General features: G+C 61.1%; 12 protein-coding genes. 8 read left to right on the top strand and 4 right to left on the bottom strand.

Annotated elements, in window-relative coordinates:
* Positions 1-88: 88 nt before the first annotated feature.
* Both I3J13_RS13455 and I3J13_RS13450 read right to left on the bottom strand, forming a co-directional pair.
* Complete coding sequence (locus tag I3J13_RS13455) at positions 89-913, bottom strand: bifunctional allantoicase/(S)-ureidoglycine aminohydrolase (RefSeq protein WP_196379119.1); 825 nt, start codon at positions 911-913, stop codon at positions 89-91.
* A 92-nt stretch (positions 914-1,005) separates the two neighbouring features.
* Positions 1,006-2,052, bottom strand: coding sequence for a class I SAM-dependent methyltransferase (locus tag I3J13_RS13450; RefSeq protein WP_196379118.1), 1,047 nt, complete (start codon positions 2,050-2,052; stop codon positions 1,006-1,008).
* A gap of 316 nt (positions 2,053-2,368) precedes the next feature.
* Here I3J13_RS13450 and I3J13_RS13445 point away from each other — a divergent pair, with 316 nt between their 5' ends.
* On the top strand, positions 2,369-4,363 hold the full coding sequence (locus I3J13_RS13445; RefSeq protein ID WP_059757281.1) for a putative bifunctional diguanylate cyclase/phosphodiesterase: 1,995 nt from the start codon (positions 2,369-2,371) through the stop codon (positions 4,361-4,363).
* A gap of 42 nt (positions 4,364-4,405) precedes the next feature.
* Here I3J13_RS13445 and I3J13_RS13440 read toward each other — a convergent pair whose 3' ends face one another.
* On the bottom strand, positions 4,406-5,482 hold the full coding sequence (locus I3J13_RS13440) for an Ldh family oxidoreductase (protein WP_196379117.1): 1,077 nt from the start codon (positions 5,480-5,482) through the stop codon (positions 4,406-4,408).
* A 90-nt stretch (positions 5,483-5,572) separates the two neighbouring features.
* Positions 5,573-8,266 carry a DNA translocase FtsK gene (locus I3J13_RS13435; protein WP_196379116.1) on the bottom strand — a complete coding sequence of 898 codons (2,694 nt, stop codon included), beginning with the start codon at positions 8,264-8,266 and terminating at the stop codon, positions 5,573-5,575.
* 374 nt (positions 8,267-8,640) lie between these two features.
* Here I3J13_RS13435 and I3J13_RS13430 point away from each other — a divergent pair, with 374 nt between their 5' ends.
* From I3J13_RS13430 to I3J13_RS13400, 7 genes are all read left to right on the top strand, one after another.
* Positions 8,641-10,251, top strand: a complete 1,611-nt coding sequence (locus I3J13_RS13430; RefSeq protein WP_196379115.1) for an ABC transporter substrate-binding protein — start codon at positions 8,641-8,643, stop codon at positions 10,249-10,251.
* A 9-nt stretch (positions 10,252-10,260) separates the two neighbouring features.
* The gene (locus I3J13_RS13425; RefSeq protein ID WP_059757292.1) at positions 10,261-11,250 is read left to right on the top strand and encodes an ABC transporter permease; all 990 of its coding nucleotides are present in this window, start codon (positions 10,261-10,263) and stop codon (positions 11,248-11,250) included.
* Positions 11,247-12,077, top strand: coding sequence for an ABC transporter permease (locus tag I3J13_RS13420; RefSeq protein WP_196379114.1), 831 nt, complete (start codon positions 11,247-11,249; stop codon positions 12,075-12,077). Before I3J13_RS13425 ends, I3J13_RS13420 begins: the two co-directional genes overlap by 4 nt.
* Positions 12,074-12,877, top strand: coding sequence for an ABC transporter ATP-binding protein (locus I3J13_RS13415; protein ID WP_196379113.1), 804 nt, complete (start codon positions 12,074-12,076; stop codon positions 12,875-12,877). The genes I3J13_RS13420 and I3J13_RS13415 overlap by 4 nt, the downstream gene beginning before the upstream one ends.
* Positions 12,874-13,653, top strand: a complete 780-nt coding sequence (locus I3J13_RS13410; protein WP_196379112.1) for an ABC transporter ATP-binding protein — start codon at positions 12,874-12,876, stop codon at positions 13,651-13,653. Before I3J13_RS13415 ends, I3J13_RS13410 begins: the two co-directional genes overlap by 4 nt.
* A gap of 9 nt (positions 13,654-13,662) precedes the next feature.
* A complete protein-coding gene (locus tag I3J13_RS13405; RefSeq protein WP_196379111.1) occupies positions 13,663-14,781 on the top strand; it encodes a pyridoxal-phosphate-dependent aminotransferase family protein in 1,119 nt (372 codons plus the stop codon).
* A gap of 158 nt (positions 14,782-14,939) precedes the next feature.
* Positions 14,940-15,134 (top strand): hypothetical protein, encoded by a 195-nt coding sequence (locus I3J13_RS13400; protein WP_003523745.1) that lies wholly within the window; start codon positions 14,940-14,942, stop codon positions 15,132-15,134.
* The last annotated feature ends 10 nt before the right edge of the window (positions 15,135-15,144 follow it).

Raw genomic sequence — 15,144 nt, 5'->3', positions numbered from 1 at the left:
ATTAGTGATATTCGATTTAACGCAAGCATTTATCGCGCAAACCGCCGGATTGCGCGATAATTCATGGGTTTTGCCGATATGACGCCCGTTACCAGAGCTTCACGTGCCGGTTCACATCCTTGTAAAGCAGGTAACGGAAGCGGCCCGGCCCACCCGCATAGCAGGCCTGCGGGCAATAGGCGCGCAGCCACATGAAGTCGCCCGCCTGCACTTCCACCCAGTCCTCGTTCAGCCGGTAGACGGCCTTGCCTTCCAGCACATAAAGGCCGTGTTCCATTACATGGGTTTCCATGAAAGGAATGGTCGCACCCGGCTCGAAGGTGACGATGTTGAGATGCATGTCGTAACGCACATCTTCCGGATCGATGAAGCGGGTCGTCGCCCATTTGCCGTCCGTATCCGGCATGGCCGACAAAGCGTGCTCATCCTCATGCGTGAAGATCGCCGGCGGCGGCTCCAGCCCCTCGACCGCCTGAAACGCTTTGCGGACCCAGTGGAACTTGACCGGCGCCTTGCCCGAATTGCGAAGCTGCCAGCGGAAACCGGCCGGCAGGAAGGCGAAGGAACCCTCCCGCAACGCATGCTGCACGCCCTCGAATTCCACGGTCATTTCGCCGTCAACGACGAAGATCGCCGCTTGCGCCCTTGCGTCCGGTTCCGGCCGCTCACTGCCGCCGCCCGGCTGTACCTCGACGATATATTGCGCGAAGGTTTCGGAGAAACCTGTCATCGGCCGGGCGATGATCCACGCGCGAGTGCCGGTCCAGTGCGGCAGCACGCTCGTCACGATATCGGACATGACGGTTTTGGGGATGACCGCATAGGCGGTCTTGAACACCGCCTTGCTCGACAGAAGTTCCGTCTGTCCCGGCAGACCGCCCATATCCGAATAATATCTCTTCATTTCAGCCATTCCATTCTGCAACGCATTCGGCGCGGATTCTTAGGCCCGCGCCGGCGTTTAATCAAATGGTTATTGGCAAGCAGAGACTGGCCCGAAGGATGTCACGCCTTCTTACGCATCGTGGCATAGACGATATTGTGGTTCTCTCCGAAGAACACATCAGCCTCAATGCTTGCAGGATCGGCGCTGGCATTGACGATACGCCACATATCCGCCTTGGAGCGCAACAGCAGCGCCCAGTTCATGAAGGTTTCCATGTAACCGTCGACGACGATGTCTTCCGAGAAATTGGCGAAGAGGAACATGCCGCCGGGTTTCAGCATTTCCATGCAGCGCCGCGTGAGTTTGATCGCCACGCGGTCGTTCAGATAGTCGTAGAGACCGGCCGCGTAGATCAGGTCGAAAGTGCCGAGTTCCTGCGTACGCAGGACGATATCGCGCACGGAACCGTCGATCGCCTCGATGCAGCTACCGTTGAAATCGCGGGCGACGGAACCGACGCTCAAGGGGTCCTGATCGAGCGCCACCCAGCGCTTGATTTTACCCTCTTTCAGCGCCACGGAGGCATCCGCTTCGCGCAGATGGCCGGAAGCGATGGTGAGGATTTCCGTCTCATTACCGTGCCGGGCCGCGGCCTCATCGACGAACCGCGTCAGCAAATCGCGCCGCTCGCGCACGGCGACCGAGGAACTGGCATCCCTGGTGTAGTCGTAAAGGGCAGCACCGAGCGGCGTGGCGTTATTTACCAGTTCGGCAACACTGTCGTGGCCATAAATGAAATCGAGCAGCTGCGCATCGCCCGAATAACCCCGCGGCTTTTCGAAAGACCAGCGCGTGAACGGGTCCTCCAGAAAATGGACCGAAACGGGGTGATTCTGCACCAGCGGAATCAGTTCAGCCCACACGCTGGAGTGGAGCTTCTCCCGCAGGGCATGCAGTGCACCCGCCGTTCTATGTATTATCTCACGTGCTGAAACACGATTGTCGAATTGCTGCTGTGCCAATTCGAGAATGAGCGCAATCTCTGCTTTCGCAACTGCGAACTGCTCATCGAATGTTTCCGTTCTGCGTGCAAAAATCTCTTTTGCGACAGTATCCGGGGTAATCAGACTTGCCCCGTCAAGATTTTTCTTCTTTACCCGCACCACTTCAGCCTCCAGTATTAACACATTGTTAACTATACGTTTCTGGGAGGCGGAAGGCCACTCGCTTTCGATTTTTGAGCGGTGTAGGGATACATTAGTAGATTAGCGTATTTTTTTGGTCACACTCGTGAGGACGGGAGAAAGCAGATACGCGATTTAGTGAAACTTAATGTTGCGAACGTATGATGCGTTCTTCCTTTCCATGTTCTCCGCACGCATCGGCAGAGATCGACGGGAACCCGCACTGGGTGCGACAGCACACGGAAAAGTGGAATAAGCAGTTACTTAATAAAGTATACGCAACACTATGGGAAAGTGCATGAAGCACACATTGGGAGAGGTGAGTGGACAGCAAGACTATCGGCGGCCGGACTCCCGGTTTTCTGATGAACTCCTTGCCCTTTACCAGCAGGAAGGTGAGCGCAGCCGCCGCGGTTCGATCCGGCGGGGCCTGTGGACCGCTGTCTTCATCTATCTGCTGTTTGCCGCAACCGACATCATTCTGATACCCGACGTTGCTTTTTACACCATTATCGCACGCCTGATTGTTGTCCTGTCATCCCTGCTGACGCTGGAGATTCAGCTAAGCAAGGGCGCCAGCACCACCGCGCTCGATCTCACCTGCGCCACCGCTCTCGTCATGGGCTATATCGGCTGGCTGCTGCCTTCGCTGTTGACCGACAATACCGAAAACATGTCCTATTACATGGTTTTCGGGGCGATCTTCATGATGGGCGCCAATCTGTTTTTCACCTTCCGCTTCCATCTGTCGCTGGTGTCTTCAGGAATCATTCTCGTTACCTATTTTCTGGCGGCCACGCAGTTTCCCGAAGACAGCTTCTACAAGTTCGCCTTCGGCACCTTCTACATATCCTGTTTCGTCTTCACCTCTTACGTGAACTGGAACCTGAACCGGGAGCGCTACCACGTCTTCGTCAACGGGCTTGAGGCGAAGGCCCAGCAAAAGGCGGCGGACGAACGTGGCCAGGCGCTGCTGCGGCTTTCCAATACCGACTCCCTGACCGGCCTGCAGAACCGCCGCGCCATCGACCACCATCTGCGCCTGCTGTGGGACAACTGGATCAGGAAGGAAGAAGGCTTTGCCGTTTTCCTGATCGATGTCGACTTCTTCAAGAAATACAACGACCGTTACGGCCACCAGGAAGGCGACAAGTGCCTGGTGACAGTGGGCAACGCCCTGCAGGATGCGATCACCGAACACGGCGCTTCCATCGGCCGCTATGGCGGGGAGGAATTCATCGTGCTGGCGCCGTTCAAGTCCAAGCAGCAGGTGGGTGAGCTTGCCGAAACGATCCGCCACACCGTTGAAGACCTGTCGCTTGCGCATGACCAGCGCCGGGATGGCACCTTCATCGTCACCGTCAGCATCGGTGCATCCTTCACCCGTCCCAATGCGGACGGCAAGCTGGAAAAGATCATCAACGAGGCCGACCGCGCGCTCTATATAGCCAAGGGCAATGGCCGCAACTGCATGAAGCTGTTCGATCCGGACGATCCGCAGACCAGCGACGAGACGGAAAACATTGCCGCCCTGCTGAAAATCGCCGTCGCGGAAGATCTCGTTTCCCTCGTCTATCAGCCTATTCTCAACATTTCGACCAATGAGACTGCGGGGGTCGAAGCGCTGATGCGGCTTCGCCTGCTGGATGGCAATCCAGTCGCACCCGGTATTTTCATTCCGATTGCCGAACGCACCGGCACGATCATGGAATTGGGCCTGTGGACCATCAAGACCGTCTGCAAACAGATACTGGCAGATGACAAGGTGGCCGTCGTCAGTGTCAACGTATCGCCGATGCAATTGAAAAATCCGGGTTTCGCCACCTCGGTGGCCGCCATTCTCGTGGAGGCGGGAATTGCCGGCAACAGGCTCGCCTTCGAAATCACCGAAGGCGTCGACATGGAAATGCATTCGGACGTGCTGCGTTGTCTCAACGACCTGAAAACGCTCGGCATCAATATCTGGCTGGATGATTTCGGAACGGGTTTTGCCGGCCTTTCGTGGCTGCGCATGACGGATTTCGATACCGTCAAGATCGACCGCTCCTTCCTGCACGACAGCAAGACCCCGCGTGGCCGGGCGATGCTGCAGGACATGATCCGCCTCATCCGCAATCGCGGCCACAAGATCCTGATCGAAGGCGTCGAAACCGAGGAACAGCTGAGGCTCGTGCGTCAGATGGAGATCGACTACGCGCAGGGTTATTATATCGGTCGCCCCATCGGCGCCGAAAGGCTGGGCGCGGCGGCAGCGCCCTATCCGCGCCCGAACATGCTGCTGCGCCCCGCCTAATCCTGTATGACGGCGGAACGCCGCCGTCAGCTGCGGGCCGCTTTAATGATAGGCGGGCGGGTTGACCGAGAATTTTACGGCAAGCTCCGAGAAGGCCGCCCGCGTGACGGGATCGACAGGGGCCCCTTCCCTTTCCCGTCTTGCCGCCACCGCCCACTCCCGGTCACCCGGCGCCATGACCTTGCAATCCTCCCGCACGGGGGATCCGCGCAGGACCTCGAGATAACGTTTCATGCCCTCGTCGAACACCTCGCGCTCCAGGAACGCTTCCGGCTTCAGCGCCAGAACGAAGGCCCCAAGCCCGCGCGGCGTGGAAAAATCCGGCCCGCCCATGGGAGCGATATCGAAGCTGAGTTTCATGCCCGTGAGAACAGCGCTGAAAATCTCGACCATTCCCGCAAGTGCCGCCCCCTTGAAACCGAACTCGCCGCCGACCGGGGCAAGCATTTCAACGGCATGGGGATCGCGGGTATCGACGCCGTCGCCGTCAGAGGCCACACCTTGCGGCAATTGCTGGCCGAGGCTCCGGTAAAGCAGGACACGGTTATAGGGCACCGCGCTGGTGGCCATATCCAGCAGCCAAGGCATGTCATCCGCTGCCGGCACACCGATGGCGATGGGATTGGTGCCGTGGAAACGCATGGCGCCATCATGCAAGCGCACGAAACTGTCGGAATTGCAGAAGGTGAGGCCGATATAGCCCTGTCGCGCCGCTTCCAGCGCATAAGCGCCGGCCGGGCCGAAATGCGATGAGTTGCGGATCGCCACCGCGCCAATGCCGAATTTTTCCGCGAGCGCCATGGCGCTGTCCATCGCCACATAGGTGGCGCGGGCGCCATGGGCGTGGTCGGCGTCGATCGTCTCCACCGCGCCGAAGCCCGAAACGCGGCGGATCTGCGGCCGCCGATTGAGACGCCCGCCTTCGAGCGCGGTAATATAATGGGCGAGCAGGCGGACGCCGTGGCTGTCTACACCGAGCCTTGTACCGTGCATCATGGCGCGCGTCGCCGCATCGGCCGTTTCGTCATCGGTGCCGGCGGCCAGGAAAACGGTGCGGCAAAACCGCTCCAGCTCATCCAGACTCGCCAGAACGGTGGCTTTTTCATTGCTGTGCGCCATGAGGGAATCCTCCCGATCCAGAATCCATGTCGCACAAGCTATTCACGGGACGCGTTTTTGCAATCGAATATCGCGCGCCCGAAGGCTCAATCAGTCTTCCGCTCCCATGGCATCGTAAGAAGAGCGTTCGCCGGCGATAATCGCGCGTTTGCCGACATGGTTGGCAGGTCCGACAATGCCTTCCTGTTCCATGCGCTCGACCAGCGAAGCGGCACGATTATAGCCGACGGACAGGCGGCGCTGGATATAGGAAGTGGAGCACTTTTTGTCGCGCATCACCACCTTGACGGCCTTTTCATAGAGATCGTCGCTATCGTCCTCACCCATGGCGGTCTTGTCGAAAACAGCGGCTTCCTCTTCCACCTCTTCGTCGGTTTCGTCGGCGTCTTCGGTAACGGTGCCGAGATATTCCGGACGTCCCTGCGTCTTCAGATGCGCGACCACCTTCTCCACTTCCTCATCCGAAACGAAAGGACCGTGGACACGGGCGATGCGGCCGCCGCCCATCATGTGCAGCATATCGCCCTGGCCGAGCAGATGCTCCGCGCCCTGTTCACCGAGGATGGTGCGGCTGTCGATCTTCGACGTTACCTGGAAGGAGATGCGGGTCGGGAAATTCGCCTTGATCGTACCGGTGATGACATCGACCGACGGGCGCTGGGTTGCCATGATGAGATGGATGCCGGCAGCACGCGCCATCTGCGCCAGGCGCTGGATCGCGCCTTCGATTTCCTTGCCCGCGACCATCATCAGGTCGGCCATTTCGTCGACGATGACGACGATATAAGGCATGGCCGTGAGGTCCATTTCTTCCTGCTCGTAGACCGCTTCGCCGGTGGCGCGGTCGAAGCCGCTCTGCACGTTGCAGAACACCGTCTCGCCCTTGGCGCGGGCAGCAGCTGCCCTTGCATTGTAGCCGTCGATATTGCGCACGCCGAGACGCGACATCTTGCGATAACGGTCTTCCATTTCGCGCACGGCCCATTTCAGCGCCATGACCGCCTTTTTCGGATCAGTGACTACAGGCGTCAACAGATGCGGAATACCGTCATAAACGGAAAGCTCGAGCATCTTGGGATCGACCATGATGAGACGGCACTCTTCCGGCTTCAGACGATAGAGCAGCGACAGGATCATGGTGTTGATGGCGACCGACTTGCCGGAACCGGTGGTGCCGGCGACCAGAAGGTGAGGCATCTTCGCCAGTTCGGCGATGACAGGTTCGCCGCCGATGGTCTTGCCCAAGCAAAGCGCAAGCTTCTGGCGGGTCTCGGCGTAGTCTGTCGCTTCGATCAGTTCGCGCAGATAAACCGTCTCGCGCACCGGGTTCGGCAGTTCGATGCCGATGACATTGCGGCCGGGCACGACGGCGACACGGGCCGAGAGCGCCGACATGGAGCGGGCGATATCGTCCGAGAGACCGATGACGCGCGAGGACTTGACGCCGGGAGCCGGTTCGAATTCATACAGCGTGACGACGGGGCCGGGGCGGACATCGATGATCTCGCCCTTGATGCCGAAATCCTCCAGCACGCTTTCGAGAAGCCCGGCGCTCTGCTCCAGCGCTTCCGGTGTCATGGTCGTGGTCTGTTGAACGCGGGCCTCCTGCAGAAGGTCGATGGAGGGGTATTCATATTCCCCCTCGGCGAAGACAGGCGCTTCGCGGAACATCGGCTGCGAGGACTGGATGGGCGCGCGCGGCGTGAAGCGCGGCTCGGCCGCAATTCTCTCAACCGGCTGAACCTGCTCCACAGGTCTCGGCGTCTCGACAACCATCGGCGCTTCAGCGACAGGCAGCGGCGCGACTTCCTGTTCAGCGACCGGAAGGGCGGCAGGAACGACGGACTGACGCACGCCGATCTCGCGGTAAAGCCGGATTGCCGAACCGCCCGGCACGGTGACGACAGGAGGTTCGGACGAAAGCACGATCGCAGCGGCTGCCGGCGACACGACGGCGACCGGCGCGACTATCCCTGGCGCCGTGACGACCGAATTTGCAAGAACGGCGCGCGTGGACGCGGAAACGCCCTCGCCGGCACTGCCCGGCAGATCGAGCGTCATCACTTCCCAGAAAAGCTCATCCGGCAGATGGGCGGCGAAAGCAGGAATGACGGCCTGAGCGGCCTCGACAGCAGGCGCGACGGATTGCGGCTGAACCGACGGGAATATCTGCGGCACGGGCGCTTCCACGGCTACGGAGATACCTTCCTGAACCGGCATCTGCGCAGCGGCAGCCGCCTCTTCCGCCTGCTTGCGGGCAAGCTCCAGCCGCAATTTGTAAGTCAGCGCTCTGGCGCCCCGGGCCTCCGGCGGCTGCGGCAGAAACGGCATGCGCGGCGGCGGCACGCGCTGCTCCGCCGGCTTCACGACGGGTTGGGAGACAGGAGCAACCTCCTGCTGCACAGCCTGCTGCTGCGCCAACGCTTCCTGCTCCACCGTTTCAAGTGGAGCGGCAGCCGGGATTTCTTCTTCCGGAATATTGGGTGTCTCGACCGGCATACGCCGGGCAAAGGCGCTTTCCGGCGTGCGGGTGAAACGCACATTCGGGCCAAGCACGAAAGCATTCTGCCAGCCGGGCATCTCGGCGCGGCCTTCAATGGCGTCGGCTGCGCTGACATCGGCATTCTGCCGGGGTGCCGCGCCGGCCTTCATTCCCGCCGTCTGCTGACCGGCAACCGACTGGCCGCCGGCATGACGAGCCTTCTCGCTCCCCTCCCCTACGCTATTGGACGAATTCTGGAATCTGGATCGGGAGAAACTCATGGCAGCGTGCACACTCATCATAAACGTACATATTTCGGTCTCCCTGAAATAGAAAATAAAGGTTAATTACCCCTTTCCAAACGGGGTCACCGCGGCAGATTTTCGCTCCGCCCACAGGCGCAACGGGGCACACACGGCCGAAGCATCGGTGTCCCAACCACCTAATTTCATTGCGTTAAATCAATTTTCCGGAACATCGCCGCCGGCAGGACCGCAACAGGAGAAAAGCGCATTGCCGCCGGAAAGCATATTGTTTCCGCAAAGGCCCGCGCAACGTAAAATCATTGCTGTAAAGCCCGCGAATTAACGTGGACACTGCCGAGGTTGCAGTCTTAAGATCGGCCGCCGCGGACCAAGTGGAAAGGCCCGCCCAGCCCTCATTTCCGGAGTGAATCATGTCGCCTGTCCACCTGTCCCGCCGCTCGCTTCTCAAGACGTCACTCCTTCTTGCCGCAACCACGGGTTTGGCGGGCATCGCCGCCGCGCAGCAGGCGGCACCCGGCGGAAGGCTGATCGTGGCGGCCGATTCGGAGCCGAAGAACCTCAACCCGGCGATCGTCGCCTCAAACGGCGTGTTTTATATCGCCAGCAAGATCGTCGAGCCGCTGGCCGAGGCCTCCTTCGATGGCAAGGACGGGCTCGCGCCGCGGCTTGCGACCGAATGGCAGGGATCGGATGACGGTCTCAGCGCCACTTTCAAGCTGCGCGAAGGCGTGTCCTGGCATGACGGCAAGCCGTTTACCTCGGCGGATGTGGCCTTTTCGGCGCTCTCCATCTGGAAGCCGTTACAGAATCTCGGACGGCTGGTCTTCGCCAATCTCGAGAAGGTGGACACGCCGGATGAACACACGGCAATCTTCCGCTTCTCCAAGCCCACGCCCTTCCAGCTCATCCGCAACGCGCTGCCGGTCATTACCAGCGTCGTGCCGAAACATCTTTATGAAGGCACGGATATCGCCACCAACCCGGCCAATACCAAGCCGGTCGGCACCGGGCCTTTCGTCTTTGCCGAATACAAGCCCGGCGAATATTATCGCCTGACCCGCAATCCCAATTATTGGGGCAAGGACGAACCGCAGCTCGAAGAGATCATCTACCGCGTCCTGCCGGACCGGGCGGGTGCGGCCTCCGCGCTCGAAGCAGAGGAAATCCAGCTCGCCGCCTTCTCCGCCGTGCCTCTGGCCGATCTCGACCGCATCTCAAAGGTGGCGGGCATCAAGGTCATTGCCGATGGCTACGAGGCGCTGACCTATCAGCTGGTGGTCGAAATCAACCATCGCCGCAAGGAACTGGCCGATCTCAAGGTCAGAAAGGCCATCGCCCACGCCATCGACAAAAAATTCGTCATCGACAAGGTCTTCCTCGGTTACGCCACAGCATCCACAGGCCCAGTACCGAAGAACGCCCCTGAATTCTATACCGACGATGTCGAGACCTATGATTTCGATGTGGCCAAGGCCAATGCCCTGCTGGACGAGGCGGGTTATGCGCGCGGCCCGAACGGAACACGTTTCTCGCTGAAACTTCTGCCGGCGCCCTATTTCAACGAAACCAGGCAGTTCGGCTCCTATCTTCGTCAGGCGCTGCAGGAAATCGGCATCGATGCCGAGTTGGTCAATAATGATTCAGCCGCTCACCAGAAGGCCGTCTACACCGATCATGCCTTCGATCTCGCCATCGCGCCGCCGGTCTTCCGCGGCGACCCGGCAATTTCCACCACCATTCTCGTGCGTTCCGGCATTCCGGCGGGCGTCGGCTTCTCCAACCAGGGCGGTTACGAGAACAAGACGCTGGACGAATTGATCGACAAGGCGGCGATAACGGTCGATACCGCCGCGCGCACGGCGCTTTATAAAGATTTCCAGAAGCAGGTCGCCGCCGATCTGCCGCTGATCAACGTTGCCGAATGGGGCTTCATCACGGTGGCGCGCGATACGGTCAAACATGTCGCCAGCAATCCCCGCTGGGCCGTTTCCAACTGGGCGGATACGGCGGTCGATACGTAAGGACGCATCGTGAAGCGTGCAGTAACATTGCTGAAGCGAAGGGCAGTCAGCGCCATTCCGGTGCTACTGATCGTTCTCATCTTCACTTTCGTACTGCTTGAAAATGCATCTGGAGACGCGGTAGACGCCTATCTCGTCTCCATCGGCGGCGGCGATGCCGGGCTCAGGGATGTGTTGCGCGAGCAATATGGCCTGAACGGTTCGGTGCTGGCCCGTTTCTGGCTCTATGCCAGCTCGGTGCTGCGGCTCGATCTTGGCTGGTCGCTTGCCTTCGACCGGCCGGTGCTGGGGCTGATCCTCGAGCGGCTGCCGAACACGCTTCTCCTGATGGGCAGCGCCACCGCATTCGCCTTCATCCTCGGCACCGGGCTTGGCATCGTGGCCGGCGCGCGTCCCGGAGGGCTGACGGACCGCGTGCTTTCAACGCTTTCGCTGGCGCTTTACGCCACGCCCGGCTTCTGGCTCGGCCTCGTGCTGGCCATCGTCTTTGCCGTTCAACTCAAATGGCTGCCCACCTCAGGCATCGAAACCATCGCCTCGGGCAAGCAGGGATTTGCAAGGGCGCTCGATATTGCCCGCCATCTCGTGCTGCCGGTCGCCAGTCTCGGCCTCATTTATCTCGCGCTTTTCCTGCGCGTCATGCGCACCGCCATGGCGGCGGTCTGGCCGCTGGACTTCGTGCTTTTTGCTCAATCCAAGGGACTTTCCAAGAGACGGATCGTGCTGCGCCATGTCGCTCGCAACGCCGCTCTTCCGCTTGTCACCGTGCTTGGCCTGCAGGCCGCAACCATGCTGGGCGGCAGCGTGGTGATCGAAAGCGTCTTCGCGATTCCCGGCTTCGGCCGGCTGGCGCAGGAGGCCGTCAGCGGTCGCGATACGCCGCTTTTAATGGGCATTATTCTGACAAGCGCCGTCTTCGTCATCCTCGTCAATCTCGCCGTCGATATTGTCTATGCCGTCCTCGATCCGCGCATCGGCAGCGGGGAGCGACAGGCATGAGTTTCGCTCTCCGGCTGCTGCGCAGTTTCGAAGGCGCCACGGGCACCATCATTCTGGTGCTGCTTGCCATGACGGCGCTCGCCGCCCCCCTCTTCTTTCCGGGCGACCCGCTGGCCATCGTCGGCGAACCGCTGATTGCGCCCTTTACGGATGCCACCCTGCCGCTGGGCACCGACCGGCTGGGCCGCAATGTGCTGGCCGAGCTTGCCCATGGCGCGCAGGCCTCCCTGCTCGTCGGCATGGGCGCCGCCGCCGCCGCGCTGGTGATCGGCACCGTCATCGGCACCATTGCCGGTTTTGCGGGCGGCCTCGTGGATGAGGCATTGATGCGCGTCACCGACGCCTTCCAGATCGTGCCGAATTTCCTGCTCGCGCTCGCCTTCGTCAGCACCATCGGCCCCTCAATGCCCATCGTCATTCTCGCCATTGCGCTCGGCGCATGGGCGGATCCGGCGCGGCTGATGCGGGCGCAGGTGTTGAGCATCCGCGAGCGCGACTACGTGCAATCCGCCCGCGCCATCGGCATGCATCCGCTGGAAATCGCCTTCAGGCAGATTTTACCGAATGCCCTGCCGCCGGTCATGGCGCTCGCCGCCATCATCGTCGCGGCCGCCATCCTCACCGAGGCCGCGCTGTCCTTCCTCGGGCTCGGCGATCCCAATATCGTCACATGGGGTTCGATGATCGCCGAAGGACGCAACGTCCTGCGCTCGGCCGCGTTTTTGTCCGTCATCCCCGGCATCGGCCTTCTGGTCACGGTTCTCGGCGTTTATCTTCTCGGCGAAGGCATCAACAGGGCGATGGCGACGAGGAGGCAAGCGCCATGAGCGGAAATGCGCTGTGCCGGATCGACGATCTCAGCGTTTTTTATGCGGCGGGCGATGCACCGGCCTTGCAGAATGTTTCGCTGACGATTCGGCAGGGGCAGAGGCTGGCGATCATCGGCGAAAGCGGTTCGGGAAAATCCACGCTCGGCAGAGCCATTGCCGGGCTTCTTCCCGGCAATGCGCGGGTTTCCGGCGATATTTCCTGGAGCCGCGATAGCGGCCTGTTTCACGGCAGGCCACAGCCCGGACGCGATATCGGCACGATCTTTCAGGATACCGGCGCGACGCTGAACCCGGTTCTCACCATCGGCGAACAGGTGGCGGAAGGCGCCGTGCGGCATCTCGGCCTGTCATGGAGGCAAGCGCGCGATCTTGCCCGCGATCTTCTGGACCGGGTGCGGCTGCCGCATCCTTCCCATCTGCTTACCGCCTATCCGCACCAGCTTTCCGGCGGCCAGAGGCAGCGCGTGGCGATTGCCGCCGCCATTGCCGCCAGTCCTTCGATCCTGATTGCCGACGAGGCCACGAGCGCGCTCGATACGGTCAGTCAGGCCGCCATCGCCACGCTGCTGGACGATCTGGTGCGGCAGGAAAACAAGACGCTGGTGTTCATCACCCATGATATCGGCCTTGCTTCCAGCCTTGCCGACGAGATCGCGGTTCTGCGCGCGGGGCTACTGGTGGAACACGGCCCGACGCGGCGGGTGCTTTCCGCACCCGCCCATGACTATACGCGTGCGCTGCTTGCCGATTATCTCGATCTCTCCACCCCGCCGCTCATCAGCGAGGCCGAGTCATGAACGAAGCCCTTCTGAGTGTCGACGGACTGTCGAAAACCTATCGCACCGGCGCAAGAACGGTGGCGGCGCTTTCCGACATCTCCTTTTCGCTTCAGCCCGGCGAGACCTTGGGGCTTGCCGGTCCCTCCGGCTGCGGGAAATCGACACTGGCGCGCATTCTGATGCGGCTGATCCCGGCCGATGAAGGCACGATCCATTTCAAAGGCCGTGACTGGCTGGCGCTTGACGGCGGCACGCTTCGGGCCGCCCGCCGGCATATGCAGATGGTGTTTCAGGACACGCATGGCGCCTTCAATCCGCGCGCCAGCGTCGAGGATGCCATCGGCGAACCGTTACGCATTCACCGCACGGTCAAAAGACGCGAGCGTGCGGCGGAAATACACCGCCTTCTCGAGCGCGTGGGCCTGCCCGCCAGCTATGCCGGCCGCTCGGTCTTGGAGCTTTCCGGTGGCCAAAGGCAGCGTGTCGCGATTGCACGGGCGATTGCGCTCAAACCGTCGCTTCTCATTCTGGACGAAGCCGTCTCCGCGCTCGATGTTTCCGTTCGCCGGCAAATCCTCGAACTGCTGGTGGAAATACAGCGGGAGACGACCGTTTCCTGTATTTTCGTTTCCCACGATCTCGCGGTCATCCGGGCCGTCTGCCACCGCGTCGCCATCATGGAAGCGGGGCGGATCGTTGAAATCGGCGGGACGGGAAATATCGTCTCGGCGCCGCAATCCTCGACCGCCAGAACCCTGATCGACGCCGCACCGCGCCTGACCATTGCCACGTAAGGAAAAGACATGCCCGTTCCGGATTATGCATTGCTGCTCGACCCACCTGCCTTTCCCGCGGAGCGTTACGCCATTCTTTCTGACCGGCTGGCAGCCTTGATGGGCACGGGGAACGACGTCCTTCTCATACAGGCGGAAGCCGTGCTGGCGCTTGAGGCGGCGGCGACAAGCCTTGCCCGACCGGGCCTTAGAGCGCTCAACATCGTCACCAGCCCCTATGGCGCATGGTTCGGCGGCTGGCTCGCGAGAGGCGGCGCGACGGTGCGCAACCTGGCCGCCAGCCCGGCGAAGCCGGTCACGCTGGAGGAGGTGGAACGGGCGCTGAACGAGGGTCAGGGCTTCGATCTTCTCGCCATCGTCCATGCGGAATCGGCGAGCGGCATTCTCAACCCCCTGCCCGCCATTGCCGCGCTCGCTCGGCAAAGGGGCATCGTCACGCTCGTCGATGCCGTCGCCTCCATCGGCGGACATGCCTTCGAGGTCGACCGGCTGGGCATCGATATCGCCGTGATCGGCCCGCAAAAGGCGCTGGCCGGCCCGGCGGGGGTTTCCGCCATTTCCGTCAGCGAAAAAGCGTGGGAGCTACTTTCCCATGGTGATGCGCCGGAAAACTCCATGCTCTCGCTTATGGACCAGAAGAAACTCTGGCTCGATGCCGGCCGCGGCGCGCTGCCCGGAACGCCTCCTCCGCTGGAATTCTACGCGCTGGAGGCCGCCCTCGACCGGCTAGAGGCGGAAGGTCTGGAATCCGCCAATGAACGCCATGAAAGAGCGGCGGCGGCCACCCGGAGCGGCATCAGGGCGCTCGGTATCCCGACCTGGGTGGAGGAGGCACACGCCTCCGCCCTCGTTTCCACGGCGATCCTGCCGGATACCGTGGAAGCCAAGGCGTTCCTCGCGGCTGCATCCCAAAAGCACGGCGCGGATATTTCCCCCGGTGTCGGCCCCGGCGCGGAACGCCTGATAAGGCTCAATCACACCGGTCGGAGGGCGCATCCGGAGGCGGTGAAAGCCAATATCGCGGCCTTCTCCAGCGCCCTGAAAAGCCTCGGCCACGCCGCAGATACCGATTCCGCGCTGGAAGCGACTGAAAAAGCCTATTCTGACGCCCCTGCGAACGGCGTTTAATGCCGCTAATAAACGTTCATTGCGCCAAATCCGGCAGCGTTGGAATGTCAGTCACGACATTGTTGTTAAAAATGGTAGACAAATTCCTCGGCCAATCTTGACGAAATCATGGCAACGCGCGAAACTTAACGCTACGTTAACTCGCGTGAAGAAGGGAAATGGCCATGGTAGCAGGGTTCAATATGCTCTCCTTTGACCTCTTTGGCATCGGCCGAAGGATGCCCGTCGTCAATGAGCGGGTGGAGACCGAGTTTCAGGACAAAACACCGCGCAGACCCGATGACGAGTCGCACGACGATGACCGCGATCAGGAATATGAACTGTTCTTCTGGTCGCTTTACCCGGTGATCTGAGCCACTCACA

Source organism: Agrobacterium leguminum, assembly GCF_015704895.1.
Taxonomy (GTDB): domain Bacteria; phylum Pseudomonadota; class Alphaproteobacteria; order Rhizobiales; family Rhizobiaceae; genus Agrobacterium; species Agrobacterium leguminum.
Note: the sequence above shows the minus strand (reverse complement) of the source record. Positions and strands in the feature narration are given on the sequence as shown.